Annotated in this window: 14 protein-coding genes; 10 read left to right on the top strand and 4 right to left on the bottom strand. The window is 74.3% G+C overall.

What is annotated here, in order from left to right; genetic code table 11:
• Positions 1 to 66: 66 nt before the first annotated feature.
• Positions 67 to 1,077, bottom strand: coding sequence for an alpha/beta fold hydrolase (locus IE332_RS04680; RefSeq protein WP_229928355.1), 1,011 nt, complete (start codon positions 1,075 to 1,077; stop codon positions 67 to 69).
• 197 nt (positions 1,078 to 1,274) lie between these two features.
• Positions 1,275 to 2,033 (bottom strand): dienelactone hydrolase family protein, encoded by a 759-nt coding sequence (locus IE332_RS04685; RefSeq protein WP_189913795.1) that lies wholly within the window; start codon positions 2,031 to 2,033, stop codon positions 1,275 to 1,277.
• Positions 2,034 to 2,140: 107 nt separating this feature from the next.
• Here IE332_RS04685 and IE332_RS04690 point away from each other — a divergent pair, with 107 nt between their 5' ends.
• A complete protein-coding gene (locus IE332_RS04690; protein WP_189913796.1) occupies positions 2,141 to 2,587 on the top strand; it encodes a DUF6191 domain-containing protein in 447 nt (148 codons plus the stop codon).
• On the opposite strand, the gene IE332_RS04695 is transcribed toward IE332_RS04690, so the two are convergent.
• Positions 2,548 to 2,949 carry a VOC family protein gene (locus IE332_RS04695; protein ID WP_189913797.1) on the bottom strand — a complete coding sequence of 134 codons (402 nt, stop codon included), beginning with the start codon at positions 2,947 to 2,949 and terminating at the stop codon, positions 2,548 to 2,550. The genes IE332_RS04690 and IE332_RS04695 overlap by 40 nt on opposite strands.
• Positions 2,950 to 3,015: 66 nt before the next feature.
• The gene (locus tag IE332_RS04700; protein ID WP_189913798.1) at positions 3,016 to 3,897 is read right to left on the bottom strand and encodes a (2Fe-2S)-binding protein; all 882 of its coding nucleotides are present in this window, start codon (positions 3,895 to 3,897) and stop codon (positions 3,016 to 3,018) included.
• A gap of 225 nt (positions 3,898 to 4,122) precedes the next feature.
• Here IE332_RS04700 and IE332_RS04705 point away from each other — a divergent pair, with 225 nt between their 5' ends.
• The 9 genes from IE332_RS04705 (at position 4,123) to IE332_RS04745 (ending at position 15,741) form a co-directional block, all read left to right on the top strand.
• On the top strand, positions 4,123 to 5,103 hold the full coding sequence (locus IE332_RS04705) for a FecCD family ABC transporter permease (RefSeq protein ID WP_189913799.1): 981 nt from the start codon (positions 4,123 to 4,125) through the stop codon (positions 5,101 to 5,103).
• A complete protein-coding gene (locus tag IE332_RS04710; RefSeq protein WP_189913800.1) occupies positions 5,100 to 6,134 on the top strand; it encodes a FecCD family ABC transporter permease in 1,035 nt (344 codons plus the stop codon). The genes IE332_RS04705 and IE332_RS04710 overlap by 4 nt, the downstream gene beginning before the upstream one ends.
• Entirely contained in the window at positions 6,134 to 7,129 is a 996-nt protein-coding gene (locus IE332_RS04715; protein ID WP_189913801.1) for an ABC transporter ATP-binding protein, read from the top strand. The genes IE332_RS04710 and IE332_RS04715 overlap by 1 nt, the downstream gene beginning before the upstream one ends.
• A gap of 46 nt (positions 7,130 to 7,175) precedes the next feature.
• A complete protein-coding gene (locus IE332_RS04720) occupies positions 7,176 to 8,171 on the top strand; it encodes an ABC transporter substrate-binding protein (RefSeq protein WP_189913802.1) in 996 nt (331 codons plus the stop codon).
• A 182-nt stretch (positions 8,172 to 8,353) separates the two neighbouring features.
• Positions 8,354 to 9,580 (top strand): ATP-grasp domain-containing protein, encoded by a 1,227-nt coding sequence (locus IE332_RS04725; RefSeq protein WP_189913803.1) that lies wholly within the window; start codon positions 8,354 to 8,356, stop codon positions 9,578 to 9,580.
• Between the two features lie 68 nt (positions 9,581 to 9,648).
• Positions 9,649 to 11,490 carry an IucA/IucC family protein gene (locus IE332_RS04730; RefSeq protein ID WP_189914091.1) on the top strand — a complete coding sequence of 614 codons (1,842 nt, stop codon included), beginning with the start codon at positions 9,649 to 9,651 and terminating at the stop codon, positions 11,488 to 11,490.
• Positions 11,487 to 12,710, top strand: a complete 1,224-nt coding sequence (locus IE332_RS04735) for an MFS transporter (RefSeq protein ID WP_189913804.1) — start codon at positions 11,487 to 11,489, stop codon at positions 12,708 to 12,710. The genes IE332_RS04730 and IE332_RS04735 overlap by 4 nt, the downstream gene beginning before the upstream one ends.
• Positions 12,711 to 12,736: 26 nt before the next feature.
• Positions 12,737 to 14,506 carry an IucA/IucC family protein gene (locus IE332_RS04740; protein ID WP_189914092.1) on the top strand — a complete coding sequence of 590 codons (1,770 nt, stop codon included), beginning with the start codon at positions 12,737 to 12,739 and terminating at the stop codon, positions 14,504 to 14,506.
• Positions 14,503 to 15,741: a type III PLP-dependent enzyme gene (locus IE332_RS04745; protein ID WP_189913805.1), complete on the top strand. Its 1,239-nt coding sequence runs from the start codon at positions 14,503 to 14,505 to the stop codon at positions 15,739 to 15,741. Before IE332_RS04740 ends, IE332_RS04745 begins: the two co-directional genes overlap by 4 nt.
• Positions 15,742 to 15,924 lie beyond the last annotated feature (183 nt).

Raw genomic sequence — 15,924 nt, forward strand, 5'->3', positions numbered from 1 at the left:
ACACAGTGTGCCAGAGCATGTCGTGTCCTCAGCAGACCGGATCCGACAAGGAATTGAGCACGAATGTCAGGCATTCCGGAGGTACCGGGCGTGGTCGGACACCTCCAGGACCGCCGCGATGACGGCCCGGGGCCGGTCGGTGTGGACGGCGTGACCGGCGCCGCGCACCAGGATGTGCGTTCCCCTGGTGGCCGCGGACGCGACCTGCGACTGCAGGGCGGTCCAGCGCGAGCGCAACACCCGGGGCAGCCCCTCGGTCGCGCTCAGCACGGCCACCGGCACCTCGGGCAGCCGGGCACCGGACCGACGCCGGCGGATCTCGGGGACGGCGGCCGCCGTCAGCCGGTTCTCGGCGAGGACGGTCCGGCGCTGGTGGTGGTGCGCGACCACGGCCGCCTCGGCCCGGGCAAGCGGATCCGCCGGGCCGGGCGAGGACGAGGACGAGGACGCCATCGCCGTACGGAACAGCCACAGCCGGTTCAGCGCCGCTTCGGCGACCCGGACGGCGGGCGGCTGGAACTCCTCGTGCGCCGGGTCCACCAGGACCAGCCCGGCGACCAGCTCGGGCCGCTGCCAGGCGAGGAGCTGGGCCAGTTGACCGCCCCAGCTGTGGCCGACCAGGACGGCCGGACCGGCGTCCAGGTGCCGCACCAGGGCGGCGAGGTCCTCGACCTGGCCGTCCAGCGTCGGGGCCCCGGCCCGGCTCACGGCCTGGTGCGCGGTCCGGCTCACGGCCGGGCCGGCGCCCGGATTGGCGCCCCGACCGGCCACCCGGACGGCGGGGCGGTGCGGCTCGCTCGCGCCGAGCCCGGCCCGGTCGTACGCCACCACCCGTCCGTGCCGGGCGAGTTCGGGCAGCACCGGGGTCCAGGTGAGCGACGAGGTGCCGCAACCCGCGATCAGGACCACCGGCGCACCGGCGCCCTGCCCCGCCTCCACCCAGCGCAACGCCCGTCCGTCGCGGTCGAGTTCGCCCGGCCGCACGCCGCCGGGCGTGCATTCGGCGAACGCCTGGGCGACGGCCTCCTGGACGCTCCGCAGCCCCGGCCCGGCCTGCGTCCCCCGCTTGTCCTGCATGGTGTGCACTTGCAGCCCCCTGGATCCGTCGCTCGGCCCCGTTCCCCCGATGCCCCGTGCGACGCTGCCCGACTCTTCCTCAGGCATCCGACGCTGCCCGCCCGTTCGCTCGGTCTCCCGAATTCACACCGGCCTGGCGATGAACAGGAGACCAACAGCTCGGGCGCGCACCACGCCCGCGAACCGCGCGCCGGACCTCAGGCCGGCAGGACGCGCTTCAGCAGTCCGAGCAGTGCCTCCCAGTGCCGTTCGTCGGCGGCCGCGTCGTAGCGGGCGGTGTCGGCCTGGGTGTAGCCGTGCAGGGCGCCGGTGTAGACCTCGGCCCGGTACCGGACGCCGGCGGCAGTGAGGGCCTCGGCGAGCCGGTCGATCTGCTCGGGCGGCAGCGCCTCGTCCTGGTCCGCGTGGCCGAAGTACAGCTCGGCGGTGATCCGGTCGGCGCCCAGGTGCGGGCTGTCCGGGTGCTCGGTGGCAAGGTTGCCGCCGTGGAAGCCGGCCGCGAGGGCGATCCGGTCCGGGTGGCTGGCGGCGGTCCGCAGGGCGAGGAGGGCGCCGCGGCAGTAGCCGGTGAGACCGACCGGCCCGTCCTGGACCAGCGGGGACTCGGCGAGCCAGCGCAGGTAGGCGTCCGCGTCGCGGGTGGTCACCTCGGGGGTGAGGGTGGCGAGCAGCGGGATGAGCCGGTCGAAGATCGTGTCGTCGTTCTCCGGGTCGATGAACTCCGGGAGCTGGACGACCGGTGCCCGGCCGTTGCGGTAGTAGGCGTTGGGGACGAGCACGGTGTACCCGGCCGCGGCGAGCCGGTCGGCCATCCGCTGCAGGTGCGGGCGGAGCCCGAAGGCGTCCATGTAGAGGATGACGCCGGGGTGGGCCCGGTCGTCGTCGGGGTGGGCGAGGTAGGCGTCGGCGGTGCCGTCCGCCGTCGGGATGTCCACGATGGTTCCGCGCACGGTCATGGTGAGGCGCTCCTTCCGTTCGTGCGGCAGGGTATCCGGTGGACGCCTCGCCTGATCCACACGGGTTGCCGGGGAACGCTCGGGCCACGGTGCGGCGTTGAGCGGGCATGGGGTGGATCGTGGGTGTGGTGGCGACGGTGGCGGCGCTACTCGGGCTGGCCGTGCTGGCGGCGTTGCAGATCCGGGACGAGGCGTCACCGCGTCAGCGGCAGCGCGGCCCCGGGGCGGGGTTCGGCGTCGCGGGCCTGGACGAGCTGCACGCGCTGTTCAGCCCGGGCAAGCGGATCCAGGTCGAGCAGAAGAAGGAGCAGCTGGCGCTGCGGGACGACGCGCAGGCCGGCTCGCCGCCGCACCTCGGCGTGGACCTGGACCGGGGCGTGGCGGTGCTGCGCGGCGTGGGCGCGAACGCCGACGGCGAGGGTACGAACACTGACGGCTTGGGCGCGAACGCGGCCGGAGCGAACACGAACGCCGACGGAGCGGACGCGAACGCCGACGGCGCGGACGCGGCCGGTCAGGCGCCCCAGGTCCGGGAGCAGAGCACCAGCAGGTAGCCGTCCGGGTCGGCCACCGTCACGCCGTACTCGTTCCAGTACGGGTTGTGGTTCTCGACCCGGGTGCCGCCGGCCGCCTCCAGCCGGGCGACCAGGTCCTCGTCCACGGGCGCGCCGAGGTAGACGACGAACAGGTCCTCCACCGTCGGGGTGGGCTCCTGCGGACGCTCCGGGTCGTGGGTCAGCTCGAAGTGCCAGGCTCCGCCGGACGGGCCGACCATCAGCAGGTCGTGTTCGCCGGAGACCCGCTCGGTGGTGCGCCACTGCACGTCGAGGCCGAGGCCGCCGACGTAGAAGCGCTCGGCCGCTGCGAGGTCGCGCGAGGGCCGGGCGATCCGGACCCGCATGCTGGAATCGATCATGTCGCCGACCCTAGCCGACGCCACCGACAGCGGACCCGGCGGTACGGCACCTCGGCCGATGGACCGTCAGAGCCTGCTCAGCCGCTCCTCGTCGGAGGTCCGCGGGCAGGTCATGCAGGCGACGGCCTCGGGCTTGACCGCGTAGTAGAGGCAGCAGCCGAGCCGGGTGCGGGTGTGGTGGGCGCGCCCGTCGGGGGTGTGCAGGAGGCGGAAGTCGGCGGCGCCGGGGAGCGGCTGGGTGCCGCCCGGCAGGACGGCCCCGGCCGCGGCGACCGCGGCACCCTCGGCGTCCCCGGCAAGAACCTCCCCGACGGCCGGCACCTCCCCGACCGCCGCGGCGTCCCCGTCGAGCATCCGCCCGAGGTACCAGACCGCGGAGGCCAGGTCGTCCGTCACCATGCCCCAGAGCGCGCGGTCGCGGCGCCGGGTGGGCCGGGCGAACGCCGCCAGGACCGGCTCGAGGTGCGCGACCACGGCGGCCCGCAGTTCGGCGCGGAGCTCGTCGTCACTGGGGACGGTGACGTGTCCGCGCGGGCGCAGCGCGAGCGCGCCGGTGGGGGCGTGCAGCCAGAGGTCGGCCGGGCTGACGACGGGGACCCGGCGGGCGAGGTGCCAGGGGCCGGCGACGATCAGGCAGGCGGACCAGACGTAGTGGTGGAGCAGCCGGGAGGCGGTGACGTGCGGTCGCGGGGCGCGGCCGTGCTCGGCGGCGATCCGGGCTTCCTCGCCCGCCAGGGCGGCGGCCAGTGCCCGTTCGTCGTCGGCGAGTTCGGCTCCGGAGTACCAGTCGTCGGCGGCGGACGGGGCCGGTTCCGCGGGGTCGAGCAGGCGCAGTTCCAGCACCGGGCACAGCTCCAGCAGGCGCCGGTAGTCGCCGACCAGGGCGGCGGACGGCGCGAGCGGTGGGGCGCCGTGGGGCACGACGGACAGGTGTGTTCCGGGAACCATCGACCCTCCCGTGATCGATTCCGTATGATCGATTAAGGTGAGGCTCACCTTACAATGCCTCATGGTGTCCGGCGACCATGCCGGCCACCACCGGTCCGACAGATCGGACCATCCCGCCCAACCGGCCCAACCTTGACGAACTTAGGTAAACCTAACCTAAGATGTCGCCTTGTGTTGAGAACCGAACCGCCGCCCCCCACGGCTCCGGCGACGCCTCGCGCCTCGATGCTCCGGCGGCCCCTGCTGCTGGTCGTCGGCGCGTGCGCGCTCGTGCTGTGCGCGGCCCTGAGCCTTGCGCTGGGCTCCCGGCCCATCCCGCTGACCACCGTCGTCGACGCCCTCACCGGCGCCGCCCACGGCGGTGACGCCGATGTGGTGACGGGCCTTCGGGTCCCGCGCACGCTCATCGGGCTCGCCGTCGGGGCCGCGCTCGGCGTCGCCGGGGCGGTCGCCCAGGGCGTCACCCGCAACCCGCTGGCCTCCCCGGTCACCCTCGGCATCAACGCGGGCGCGAGCCTCGCCGTGGTCGCCGCGATCTACACCCTGGACCTCTCCCGCACCATCGAGTACGTCTGGTTCGCCTTCGCCGGAGCGGCCGTCGCCGCCTTCGCCGCGTACGCGATGTCCCGGCGCGGCGGGGACCTGGACCCGGTCCGGCTGGCGCTCGGCGGCACCGTGCTCACCGTGGTGCTCACCTCCTGGACCTCCGCGCTGATGCTGGCCAGTCACCGCACCCTCGACGAGGCCCGGTTCTGGCTGGCCGGCTCGATCGCCGGGCGGCACCTGGACACCCTCACCCCCGTCCTGCCCTTCCTCGTGCTCGGCCTGGTCGGCGCCTTCGCCGTCTCGCCCGCGCTCAACGCGCTGGCGCTCGGCGACGAGACCGCGCAGGCGCTGGGCGTGCCGGTGGCCCGGATCCGGGTGGTCGGCGGGCTCGCCGTCGTCCTGCTCGCGGGCGGCGCGGTGGCCGTCGCCGGACCGGTGGCGTTCATCGGACTGGCCGCTCCGCACCTGGTCCGCCCGCTGCTCGGCAACGACCACCGCTGGCTGCTGCCCGGCTGCCTGATCGCCGGTCCGCTGCTGCTGCTCACCGCCGACGTGCTCGGCCGGCTGGTGGTCCGCCCGTCCGAGATCGAGGTCGGCATCGTGACCGCCTTCCTCGGCGCGCCGCTGCTCGCGGTGCTGGCCCGGAAGGTGGCCAAGTGACCGCGCTCACCCTCCCCGCCCGGGCCCTCACCCGCCGCCGCACCCGTACCGCCCTCTGGTCCCTGGTCGCCGCCGCCCTGCTGGTGGTGCTGACCGGCGTCGCGCTCGGCACCGGCCAGGTCGACATCCCCGTCTGGGACGCGCTGCGCGCCCTCGTCGGCCAGGGCGAGCCCGGCAACGTCCTGGTGGTGCAGCAGTTCCGCGCGCCCCGCGTGGTCTCGGCACTGATCGCGGGCGCCGGACTGGCGATGGCCGGTTCGATGCTGCAGCGGCTGTTCCGCAACCCGCTGGCCGCCCCCGACACGATCGGCATCACCGGCGGCGCCTCCTTCGGCGCGGTGCTGATGCTCGCCGGCGGCGCCTCCCAGCAGCTGATCCCGGTGGCCGCCGTCGGCGGCGGGCTGCTCGCGGCGCTGCTGCTCGGCGGCTTCGCCTGGCGCTCCAAGATGGCCGTCACCCGGCTGGTGCTGGTCGGCCTGGCGGTGCAGCAGGGCCTGGCCGCCGCCGTGAACCTGATGATCGTCCGGTTCCCGGCCGAGCTGGCCTCCTCCGCGCTGCAGTGGACCACCGGGTCGCTCTACGGCCGCAACTGGACCGAGGTGTGGATCGGCGGCACCGCCATCGCGCTCACCGCCATCGCCGTACTGCTCTGCCAGCGGCGGGTCTCCGTCCTCGACCTCGGCGAGGACTCGGCCGGCGGCCTGGGCCTCAACCCGGCCCGCGACCGGCTCTGGCTGCTGCTGCTCACCATCACCCTCGCCTCGCTGGCCGCCGCCCTCACCGGGCCGGTCGCCTTCGTCGCGCTCGCCGTCCCGCACCTGGTCCGGCTGCTCGCCGGACCGCCCACCCTCGGCACCCTCGGCCTCACCGCGCTCACCGGCGCCGTGCTGCTGCTCTCCGCCGACCTCCTGGTGCTCCACGTGATCCCCGTCCACGGTCTGCCGGTCGGTGCCGTCACCGCCACCCTCGGCGCGCCCTGGCTCCTGGTGCTGATGATCCGCCAGGGCCGGCTTCCCCAGAGGAGCAGCTGATGTCGTCCGCCAAGACCTCCGCCCCGAGCGCCGCCCCGAGCGCCGCCGCGGGGCCCGACGCCCGCCCCGCCGACGGGTCCGCGGTGACCGCGGCCGAAACCGGGGGCGCGAACCGGCTCGCCACCCGGGGCCTCGGCCTGCGCTACGGCGACCGGACCATCGTCGACGGGCTCGACCTCGAACTGCCCGGCAACGCCGTCACCGCGATCGTCGGCCCCAACGCCTGCGGCAAGTCGACCCTGCTGCGCGGGCTCGTCCGGCTGCTCGACCCGGCCGCCGGCACCGTCACCCTGGACGGCGCCGACATCCACCGGATGCCGGCCCGGACCCTCGCCAAGCGGATGGGCCTGCTGCCGCAGCAGCCGGTCACGCCGGAGGCGGTCACCGTCGAGGCCCTGGTCCGACTCGGCCGCTACCCGCACCAGCGGATGCTCAGCCCGTGGTCCAAGGCCGACCAGGCCGCCGTCGAGGAGGCGCTGGAGCGCACCGGCACCGCCGAACTGCGCGACCGGCAGGTCGACCGGCTCTCCGGAGGACAGCGCCAGCGCGTCTGGATCGCGCTCGCCCTCGCCCAGGAGACCGACCTGCTGCTCCTCGACGAGCCCACCACCTTCCTGGACCTGCGCCACCAGCTCGACGTGCTCGACCTGGTCGCCGACCTGCACACGGAGGCCGGGCGCACCGTCGTCATGGTGCTGCACGACCTCGGGCAGGCCGCCCGGTACGCCGACCACCTGGTGGTGCTCAAGGACGGCCGGCTCGCGGCCGCCGGGCCGCCGTCGGAGGTGCTGACGGCCGAGCTGGTGGAGACCGTCTTCCAGGTGCCGTGCCGGGTCGTGCCCGACCCGGAGACCGGGACGCCGCTGGTCGTGCCGCGGGCACGGGTGCGCGGCTCCCGCGGCGCCGCCGGCTCCGATGCCTCCACTGGCGCCGATGCCTCCGACGGCTCAGCCGGATCCGGTGCCACTGCCTCCGCCGCTCCCGCAGCCCTCTGAACTCCTCTTTCCCGTACCCCCGTTCGACCCGATCCAAGGAATCCCGATGAACCGCCGACTCCCCGTCGCCGTCCTGGCCGTCGCCCTCTCGACCACCCTGCTCGCCGCCTGCGGCAGCAACGGGGACGGTGCCAAGTCCGGCGGCGACTCCGCGTCCTCCGCCCCGGCCGGCGCCGCCGCCGGGTTCCCGCGCAGCGTCAAGCACGCCGCCGGCACCGCCGAGCTCAAGAGCCAGCCCAAGCGCGTCGTCGTCCTGGACAGCGGCGAGCTGGACGACGTCACCCTGCTCGGCATCACGCCGGTCGGCGCGGTGTCCCCGCACATGAAGACCGAGGGCGGGTTCCCGAACTACCTCAAGGACAAGATCAAGGACACCAAGGACGTCGGCCCGATGAACGAGCCGAACCTCGAGCTGATCGCCTCCCTCAAGCCCGACCTGATCCTGTCCTCCAAGGTCCGGCACGCCAAGGTGTACTCCCAGCTGAACGCGATCGCCCCGACCGTGCTGGCCGAGACCACCGGGTTCCCCTGGAAGGACAACCTGGCGCTGTACGCCCAGGCGCTCGGCAAGGAGGACGAGGCGAAGAAGGCGCTCTCGGACTACGAGGCGCGGGCGAAGAAGCTCGGCGAGGAGATCAAGGCCAAGTACAACGGCACCATGCCGACCGCCTCGGTGGTCCGCTTCGTGGCCGGCCCGACCCGCCTGTACGCCAAGTCCTCCTACAGCGGTGTGGTGCTCAAGGACGTCGGCCTGGCCCGCCCGGCCTCGCAGGACGTGGACCAGAACATCGTCGAGGTCAGCGCCGAGCAGATCACCCAGGCCGACGCCGACCTGGTGTTCGTCACCACCGCGGACGACCCGAGCAAGACCAAGGAGAACGAGGTCCAGCAGACCCCGGTCTGGCAGGGCCTGAACGCCGTCAAGAACGGCAAGGTGTTCAACGTCCCGGACGAGACCTGGATGTCCGGCATCGGCGTCCAGGCCGCCGACGCGATGCTCGTCGACATCGCCAAGGCCACCGGCGTGGACGCGCCCAAGTAGTCGTCCCGTGAACGCGGGCGAACGGATGACAGCTTTCAGATTTCAGATAACAGATTTCGAAAGTTGTCAGCTGTCATCTGTCGGCTGTCGGTTGTCACCTGTCACCTGTCACCTGTCACCTGTCACCTGCCGGCTGTCATCCGTTCGCCCACCCTCCTCCGCCATCCCTCCGAGGACCTTCCATGCGGCTCTACCTGCTCGCCCTGAACCCCACCGACTCGGTCACCGACGGCTTCCTGCCCGCGGCCGCCCGGCTCGGGCTCGACGTCACCGTGCTCACCGACCACGCCGAGCCCCACCGGCAGGCCTACGCCGCGCTCCCCTTCACCGCGCCCGAGGTCCTGGACTGCGACGTGCGCGACTTCCGCGCCGTCATCAGCCTGATATCCCGCCGCGGCCTGGACTCCGGCGACCACGCGCCCGTCGCGGTGTTCAGCAACAGCGACCACCTGCAGACCCAGACCGCCCTGGCCGCCGAGTACTTCGGCCTCCCGGCCAAGGACTGGAAGGCCGCACTGCGCGCCAAGGACAAGGGCCAGCTGCGCCGCCACCTCGCGCTGACCGGCCAGGACACCGTCTGGTCCGCCGAGTTGGCCCCCGGACAGGACCCGGCCGAGCTGGACCCGCCGTTCCCCTGCGTGGTCAAGCCGCGCGAGGGAGTGGCCAGCGAGGACGTCACCCTGGTCGCCGACGCCACCGAACTCGCCCAGCGCTGCAAGGAGATCCAGCACCGCAGGGCCGGCGCCACCCTGGTGGTGGAGGAGTTCCTGGACGGACAGCTGTACACCCTGGAGACGCTCGGCGACGGCCGCCGCCGGCACGTCCTCGGCGGCTTCCGCACCCGGCTCTCCCCGCCGCCGGACTTCATCGAGGAGGTGCTCACCTTCGTCCCGGCGCACCCGCAACCGGTGGTCGACCAGGTGCTCGCCCAACTCGACGCGCTCGGTGTCGGGTTCGGCGCCTGCCACACCGAGTTCGTCCTCCAGCCGGACGGCCGCGCCCGCATCATCGAGGTCAACTACCGCGCCATCGGCGACCAGTGCGACCTGATGCTCGCCGAGATCCTCGGCATACCCCTGTTCGAGCTCATCCTCGGCGTCCACCTGGGCCGCGAGCTTCCCGCCGACCTGGCCGAACGCTGCGCCGCCACCCCCCGCCGGGCCCGCAACGAGGTGGTCTGCGCCGACCGCGCCGGCGTCCTCACCGCCGCCCCCGGCCCGTACGACGAGGAGCGCGACGGCGTACGGCTCGCCTACCGCCCGCTGCGCCCGGTCGGCGAACGCCACGAGCACTACCGCACCAACCGCGACTACCTGGGCGTCATCTGGGCCGTCGGCACCGACCAGGACGCGGTGGACGGCGCCGTCGCCCGCTTCCTCGCCGCCAACCGCTGGGAGATCACCCCGTGACCGCCGGAGCCCTGCCCGCGAACACCGCGGCCCAGCCCGCCACCGCGGCCCCCGCCGAGGCCCGTACCGTGGCCCCCACCGAGACTCTTGCCGAGGCCCGCACCCCGAGCCCCGCGACCGCCGCCGACCAGCTCACCCTGCGGGTGCTCTCCGCCCTGCTGCGCGAGGACGTCCTCGGGCTGCGCACCCGCGGCGCCGTCGAGGACCGTCCGGACGGCCCCTGGCTGACCGTCGCCGAGCTGCGGCTCGCCCTTCCGGTGGCCCCCGAGGGCTTCCAGTGCGAGTACGCCGCCCGGCTGCCGCTGCTGGAGCTCGACGGGCGCCGCCTCACCGGCCCGGACACCGTCGTGGCGGCCCTGGCCGAGCTCGCCGAGGCCGAGGACCGGCCGGGCTGGTCGGCCTTCGCCGAGGAGTGCCGGCAGACCCTCGCCACCATGGAGCTGCACGAGCGCGCCCGCGCCGGGGTGCACGACCGGCTGACCGACCTCTACGGCGCCGACCCGTCCGACTGGACCGGCCTCGCCGCCGCCCTCGGCCACGACACCCTGGCCGCCTACCTCGACCACCCGGTCTACCCGACCGCGCGCGGCCGCTCCGGCCTCAGCGAGGCCCAACTTCGCTCCTACGCACCCGAGTTCCACCCGGCCTTCGAGCTGCGCTGGCTGGCCGTGCCGACCGGGTCGCTGACCGTCCACGGCGAGCAGCCGCTGCCCAGCTGGTGGCCCACCCCGGCCTGGCTCGGCCTCGGCGACCAGTGCCCGGGCGAGGACTGGGCCACCCTGCCGGTCCACCCGCTCACCGTCGGCGCACCGCTGGACGAGGCGCTGGCCGCGGCCGGCCTGACCGGTCGCGCGGTGCTCGCCGACCGGCCGTACCTGACCGTCGTCCCGACCCTGTCGATGCGCACCGTCGCCGTCGCCGACGACCCGGCCTGCCACCTCAAACTCCCGCTCGCCACCGCCACCCTGGGCCGGCTCAACCGCCGCACCATCAAGCCCGGCACGCTGCTCGACGGCGCGGCCGGCCAGCGGCTGATCGAGGCCGTGCTGGAGCGCGAGCCGCGGTTCGCCGGCCGGATCCTGCACGCCGACGAGCAGACCTGGGCGCACGCCGGACACGAGCTGCTGGCCGTCCTGCTGCGCCGCTACCCGGCCGGGCTGGAGCGGGCGACGACCGTCCCGCTGGCCGCCCTGCTGGCCCCCGCGCCCGACGGCCGCCTGGTCATCGACCACCTCGCCGACCGTCACCACGGCGGTGACGTCCTGGCCTGCTACGACGCCCTGCTGGAACTGCTGCTGGACTGGCAGGCCACGCTGTTCGGCTACGGCATCGCCCTGGAGTCCCACCAGCAGAACACCTCGCTGGTGCTCGACCGGGACGGCCTGCGGCTGCTCTACAAGGACGACGACGGCCCGCGCGTGCACACCGCCCGGATGGCCTCGACGCTCGGCGAACTCGCCCCGGCCGTCGAGGACTTCGACGACGCCCGGATCTTCGGCGAGGACGACGGGGCGCTCGTCGACCTGTTCGCCACCATCACCGGCCACCTGTGCACCGGCGCGCTCGCCTTCGGCCTCGCCGACCACGGCCGCGCCGAACTCCCGGACACCCTCGCCCTGTTGCGCAAGCGGACGGCGGAGGCCGTGGAACGGCTCGGCCCGGTCGGCGAGCCGCTGCGGGCGGCGCTGCTGGACGCCGAACGCCTGCCGGTCAAGGCCATGGTCACCGCGGGAACGCTGCTCAGCAAGCAGCGCTCGGGCGCCGCAGACATCAACAAGCACTACACCAGCGGCCCCAACTACCTGCGCGACTCCGTCCGGGACCCCGCACGAAGCGCCGACGGGACCGCCCAAGGCAGCACCGCCCGCGCCGAAGCCGGCACCGTCCGCACCGACGGGACCGCCCGATGAGCGTGGAGACCCTGCCGCAGCAGTCGCCGCCCTCGGCCGCGCCCTCCGGTGGACTCGGCCGACGCCAGGTGCACGCCGTCGCGGCCTGCTACTTCGTCGCGTCCTTCGCCGCGCTCGGCCTGCCGCCGTACCTGACGGCGATCCTGCCCACGCTCGGCGACCCGCAGGCCCGGTGGGCCGGTGTGCTGTACATCGTCCCGACGGTGTTCAGCGCACTCGGCGCGCCGCTGTGGGGCCGGCTGGCCGACCGCTTCGGCCGCAAGCGGCTGCTGCTGCGCGCCCAACTCGGGCTCACCGTCTCCTTCCTGGTGGCCGGAGCGGCGAACAGCCTGCCCGCGTTCACCCTCGCGCTGGTCCTCCAGGGCTTCCTCGGCGGCACCTTCGCCGCCACCAACGGCTATCTGGCCGCCGCGCTCGACGGCTCCCGGCTCTCCCGCGCGCTCACCCTGATGCAGGGCAGCGCACGGGCGGCCCTGGTGGCCGCACCGATCCTGGTCGGGGCGCTCTCCCCGTGGATCGACCCGCACCGCCAGTACCTGGTGATGGCCGTACTCCCGCTCACGGCGGCGGTGTTCCTCTCGCTGCTGCCCGAGCCGCAGTGCCCGGAGGCCCCGGAGGCCGCCGCCGGACCGGCGCCCGCGCCGGCCGCGACGACGCCGCTCCTGACGCTCTACGTCTTCGAATTCGCCTTCGTCTTCGCGACGGTGATCTCCTTCCCGTACCTCATCGCCCTCGCCGAGCAGCGCCTGCCCGGCGTGGACGGCACCACCACCGGCGTGCTGTTCGCCCTGCCGCACCTGTGCTACCTGGTGTTCGCCGCCCGCACCCACACCGTCTTCGACTCCCGTCCGCACACCGGCCTAGCCCTCGGGTTCGGCTTCGTCGCGCTCGGCCTGGCCGGACACGCCGTGGCGTACTCGCTGCCCGTGTTCATCGCGGTACGGCTGCTGCTCGGGGCCGGGCTCACGCTGGGCCTCGTCTGCCTCGCCGTGCTCGCCGCCGGAGCCGCCAAGGGCCGCGCGCCGGGCCGGATGTTCGGCACCCTCGAACTCGTCTCCAAGGGTGGCGCCGTCGCCGCCGGCGCCGTCGCCGCGCTGGCCAACGGGCGATTCGGCGCCGCCGCTCCCGTGGTGGCCGGCACCGCCGCCGCCCTGCTGGCCGCCGTCGCGGCCACCGCACTCAACCTCCCGTCCCTCCGCCAGCGCTGGAGTCGCCGATGACCGCCGAGCAGATGACCGCCGAGCCGATGACCGCCGAGCAGACGGCCCGTACGACGGACACCCGTGAAGCCGTGGACCACGAACTCCCCACCGCCGACGACGCGGTGGCCCACACCCTGCTGAACTGCCTGCTGCGCGAGGTCTCCGCACCCGAGCACCAGACCGCCGCCGACGACGGCCGGCTGCTGCTGCGCCTGCCCCGCCGCGGCGCCCTGCTGCGGGTCGTCCTCCGCCGCACCTCACTGCTCGGGGCGCACCGCTTCAGCGGACCGGTGCAGGTCGAACGGGACGGCGGATGGGACGAGTTGGGCTGGCAGGAGCTGGCCGAGTACGTCCAGGACGAACTGGAGCTGCGGACCGGCACGGTCAACGAGGAGTTCCTCGACCAGGTGGCCTCCAGCCACGACGGCGTCCGCCAGGGCCTTGACCGGCGACCGTCCTCCGGTGCCGACCGCTACCTGGAGTCCGAGCAGGCCCTGCTGTTCGGCCACCGCTTCCACCCGGCCCCCAAGTCCCGCTCCGCCGCCCGGGGCGACTGGCGCCGGTACGCCCCGGAGTCCCGCGCCGCCTTCCCGCTGCGCCACTTCGCCGTCCGCGCCGAACTGCTCGCCGGGGAGTCTCTGGACGGGAGCATCAGCGCCCTGCTGGACGGTCTCGGCGAGGTGCCGGACGGCTACCGGCTGCTGCCCGTTCACCCCTGGCAGTACCAACTCATCGGCGACCACCCGCTGTTGCGCGAGGCCATGGCCCGGGGCGACGTCCTCGACCTCGGCCCGCGCGGCGAACCGTTCGCCGCCACCGCCTCGGTGCGCACCCTGTACGGCGCCGACGCCTTCCTGAAGTTCAGCCTCAACGTCCGCATCACCAACTGCCTGCGCAAGAACGCCGCCTACGAGCTCACCGGCGCCGTCGCGCTCACCCGGCTGCTCGCCCCGGCCTTCGCCGAGCTCGCCCGGCACTTCCCCGACGCGGCGATGCTGCGCGAACCGGCCTTCCGCACCCTGGCCCTGCCCGGCACCGACGGCCACCCCGACCGGGCGCTGTACGAGGGCTTCGGCCTGATCGTCCGCGAAGGCTTCGGCGGCGTGCTGCGCCCCGGCGTCACCCCGCTGCTCGCCGCCGCCGTCGCCGACGAGCACCCGACCAGCTCGGCGCACATCTCCCGGCTGCTGGACGGCGGTTCGGACGCGCGCGACTGGTGGCGCGCCTACCTGCGCCTGCTCCTCCCGCCGGTCCTGGCCGCCTACTTCGACCACGGCGTGGTGCTGGAGCCGCACCTGCAGAACGTCCTCATCGGCGTCGACGCCACCGGCCACCCCGTCCAGGTGCTCTTCCGCGACCTCGAGGGCACCAAGCTCGTCCCCGAGCACAACGCCGACATCCTCGACGCCCTCCCGCCCGAGGTGGCCGGCCCGATGACGTACGACGCCGAGCGCGGCTGGGACCGGGTGGTCTACTGCCTGCTGGTCAACCACGTCTCCGAACTGCTCGCCGCGCTCGCCGACCGCCACCCCGGGCTGGAGTGCGCGCTCTGGCAGACCGTCCGGGACACCCTGGAGGAGTACGCCGCCGACCACGGCTGCCCGCCCCGGCTGCGCGCCCTGCTCGCCGGCGTCCCGCTGCCTGCCAAGGCCAACCTGCTGACCCGCTGGGAGCGCAAGGCCGACCGCGACGCCGGGTACGTCCGGCTGCCCTCCCCGCTGGCCGGCTCCGTCCTCGCCGAAGCCGCCCGCATGCCCGCCCGTACGCCCGCCCGTACGCCCGTACGCCTTCCCGCCGGGAGCACCGCCCGATGACCGAGACCCACCGCACCACCGGCCCCGCCCGGGCGGCCGCTTCCGTCCGCGACCACGTCGCCGCCCTCACGCCCGAGGAACTGCCCGCCTACGTCTACGACCTGGCCGCGCTGCGCGAGCACGCCGCCGCCGTCCGGGCCGCGCTGCCCGACCGGGTCGAGCTGTACTACGCCGCCAAGGCCAACCCGGAGGCCCCGCTGCTCGCCGCGCTGCGCGACGCGGTGGACGGCTACGAGGTCTCCAGCGGCGGCGAGTTGGCGCACGTACGGGCCGCCGTGCCGGACGCTCCGCTGGCCTTCGGCGGGCCGGGCAAGACCCCGGCCGAGATCGCCGCCGCGGTGGCGGCCGGGGTGCACCGCTGGCACGTCGAGAGCGAGCAGGAGCTGCACCGGCTCGCCGCCGCCCTCGAGGACCGGCCGGAGGCGGTCGTGGACGTCATGCTGCGGGTCAACCTGGCGGTCGGCACGGACGCCCTCGACGCGGTGCCGCTCGCCATGGGCGGACGGCCGACGCCGTTCGGCCTGGACCCCGAGCAAGCCGAGGAGTGCGTCCGGCTGCTCACCGACGGCGGCCCGCTCGCGCGGCGGCTGCGCCTGCGCGGCGTGCACGCCCACCTGGCCAGCGGGCTCGCGGCCGAGGAGCAGCTGTCGGTGGCGACCCAGATCGTCGCCTGGTCGGCGGCGCTCGCCGAGCGGCACGGCTTCCCGCTGACCGAGGTCAACATCGGCGGCGGGATGGCCGTGGACTACGAGGACCCGGCGGCGCGCTTCGACTGGACGGCCTTCGGCGAGGGCCTGGCCAAGCTGCTCGACGCCCACCCCGGACTCACGCTGCGGATCGAGCCGGGCCGGGCGCTGACCGCCTACTGCGGCTGGTACGCGACCGAGGTGCTGGACGTGAAGCAGAGCCACGGCGAGGACTTCGCGGTGGTCCGCGGGGGCACCCACCACCTGCGCACCCCGGCGACCCGGGGGCACTCCCAGCCCTTCGAGGTGCTCCCGGTGGACGCCTGGCCGCACCCGTGGCCGCGCCCCGCCGTCACCACCGGGCGCGCCACCCTGGCCGGGCAGCTCTGCACCCCGAAGGACGTCCTCGCCCGCGCGGCCGACGACGCGGCGGGCCTGCGCACGGCGGACCGCGTGCTGTTCGCCATGGCGGGCGCGTACGGGTGGAACATCTCGCACCACGAGTTCCTGATGCACCCGCGTCCGGGGTTCCACTACCTGGGCCACTGACAGGCGACACGCGACGAGCGACGGGCAACGGCGAACAGATAACAGATGACAGATGACAGATTTCGAAATCTGTCATCTGTCATCTGTCATCTGTTCGCCGTCATCCGTTGTCTGAAGTCTGTCGGCTGTTAGCTGTTCGCACCCCCTTCCGCCGCAGCCCCCTCCCTTCACTCGTGGGAGAGT

The sequence above is a fragment of the Kitasatospora xanthocidica genome (assembly GCF_014656195.1).
In the GTDB taxonomy this organism is placed as follows: domain Bacteria; phylum Actinomycetota; class Actinomycetes; order Streptomycetales; family Streptomycetaceae; genus Kitasatospora; species Kitasatospora xanthocidica.

What these genes read in the sequence shown, in the direction of transcription:
- IE332_RS04705 (WP_189913799.1), top strand. Translation starts at nt 4,123, where the DNA reads ATGCTCCGGCGGCCCCTGCTGCTGGTCGTCGGCGCGTGCGCGCTCGTG.
- IE332_RS04690 (WP_189913796.1), top strand. Translation starts at nt 2,141, where the DNA reads ATGGGGTGGATCGTGGGTGTGGTGGCGACGGTGGCGGCGCTACTCGGG.
- IE332_RS04745 (WP_189913805.1), top strand. Translation starts at nt 14,503, where the DNA reads ATGACCGAGACCCACCGCACCACCGGCCCCGCCCGGGCGGCCGCTTCC.
- IE332_RS04700 (WP_189913798.1), bottom strand. Translation starts at nt 3,897, where the DNA reads ATGGTTCCCGGAACACACCTGTCCGTCGTGCCCCACGGCGCCCCACCG.
- IE332_RS04685 (WP_189913795.1), bottom strand. Translation starts at nt 2,033, where the DNA reads ATGACCGTGCGCGGAACCATCGTGGACATCCCGACGGCGGACGGCACC.
- IE332_RS04740 (WP_189914092.1), top strand. Translation starts at nt 12,737, where the DNA reads ATGACCGCCGAGCAGACGGCCCGTACGACGGACACCCGTGAAGCCGTG.
- IE332_RS04735 (WP_189913804.1), top strand. Translation starts at nt 11,487, where the DNA reads ATGAGCGTGGAGACCCTGCCGCAGCAGTCGCCGCCCTCGGCCGCGCCC.
- IE332_RS04695 (WP_189913797.1), bottom strand. Translation starts at nt 2,949, where the DNA reads ATGATCGATTCCAGCATGCGGGTCCGGATCGCCCGGCCCTCGCGCGAC.
- IE332_RS04680 (WP_229928355.1), bottom strand. Translation starts at nt 1,077, where the DNA reads ATGCAGGACAAGCGGGGGACGCAGGCCGGGCCGGGGCTGCGGAGCGTC.
- IE332_RS04715 (WP_189913801.1), top strand. Translation starts at nt 6,134, where the DNA reads ATGTCGTCCGCCAAGACCTCCGCCCCGAGCGCCGCCCCGAGCGCCGCC.
- IE332_RS04725 (WP_189913803.1), top strand. Translation starts at nt 8,354, where the DNA reads ATGCGGCTCTACCTGCTCGCCCTGAACCCCACCGACTCGGTCACCGAC.
- IE332_RS04720 (WP_189913802.1), top strand. Translation starts at nt 7,176, where the DNA reads ATGAACCGCCGACTCCCCGTCGCCGTCCTGGCCGTCGCCCTCTCGACC.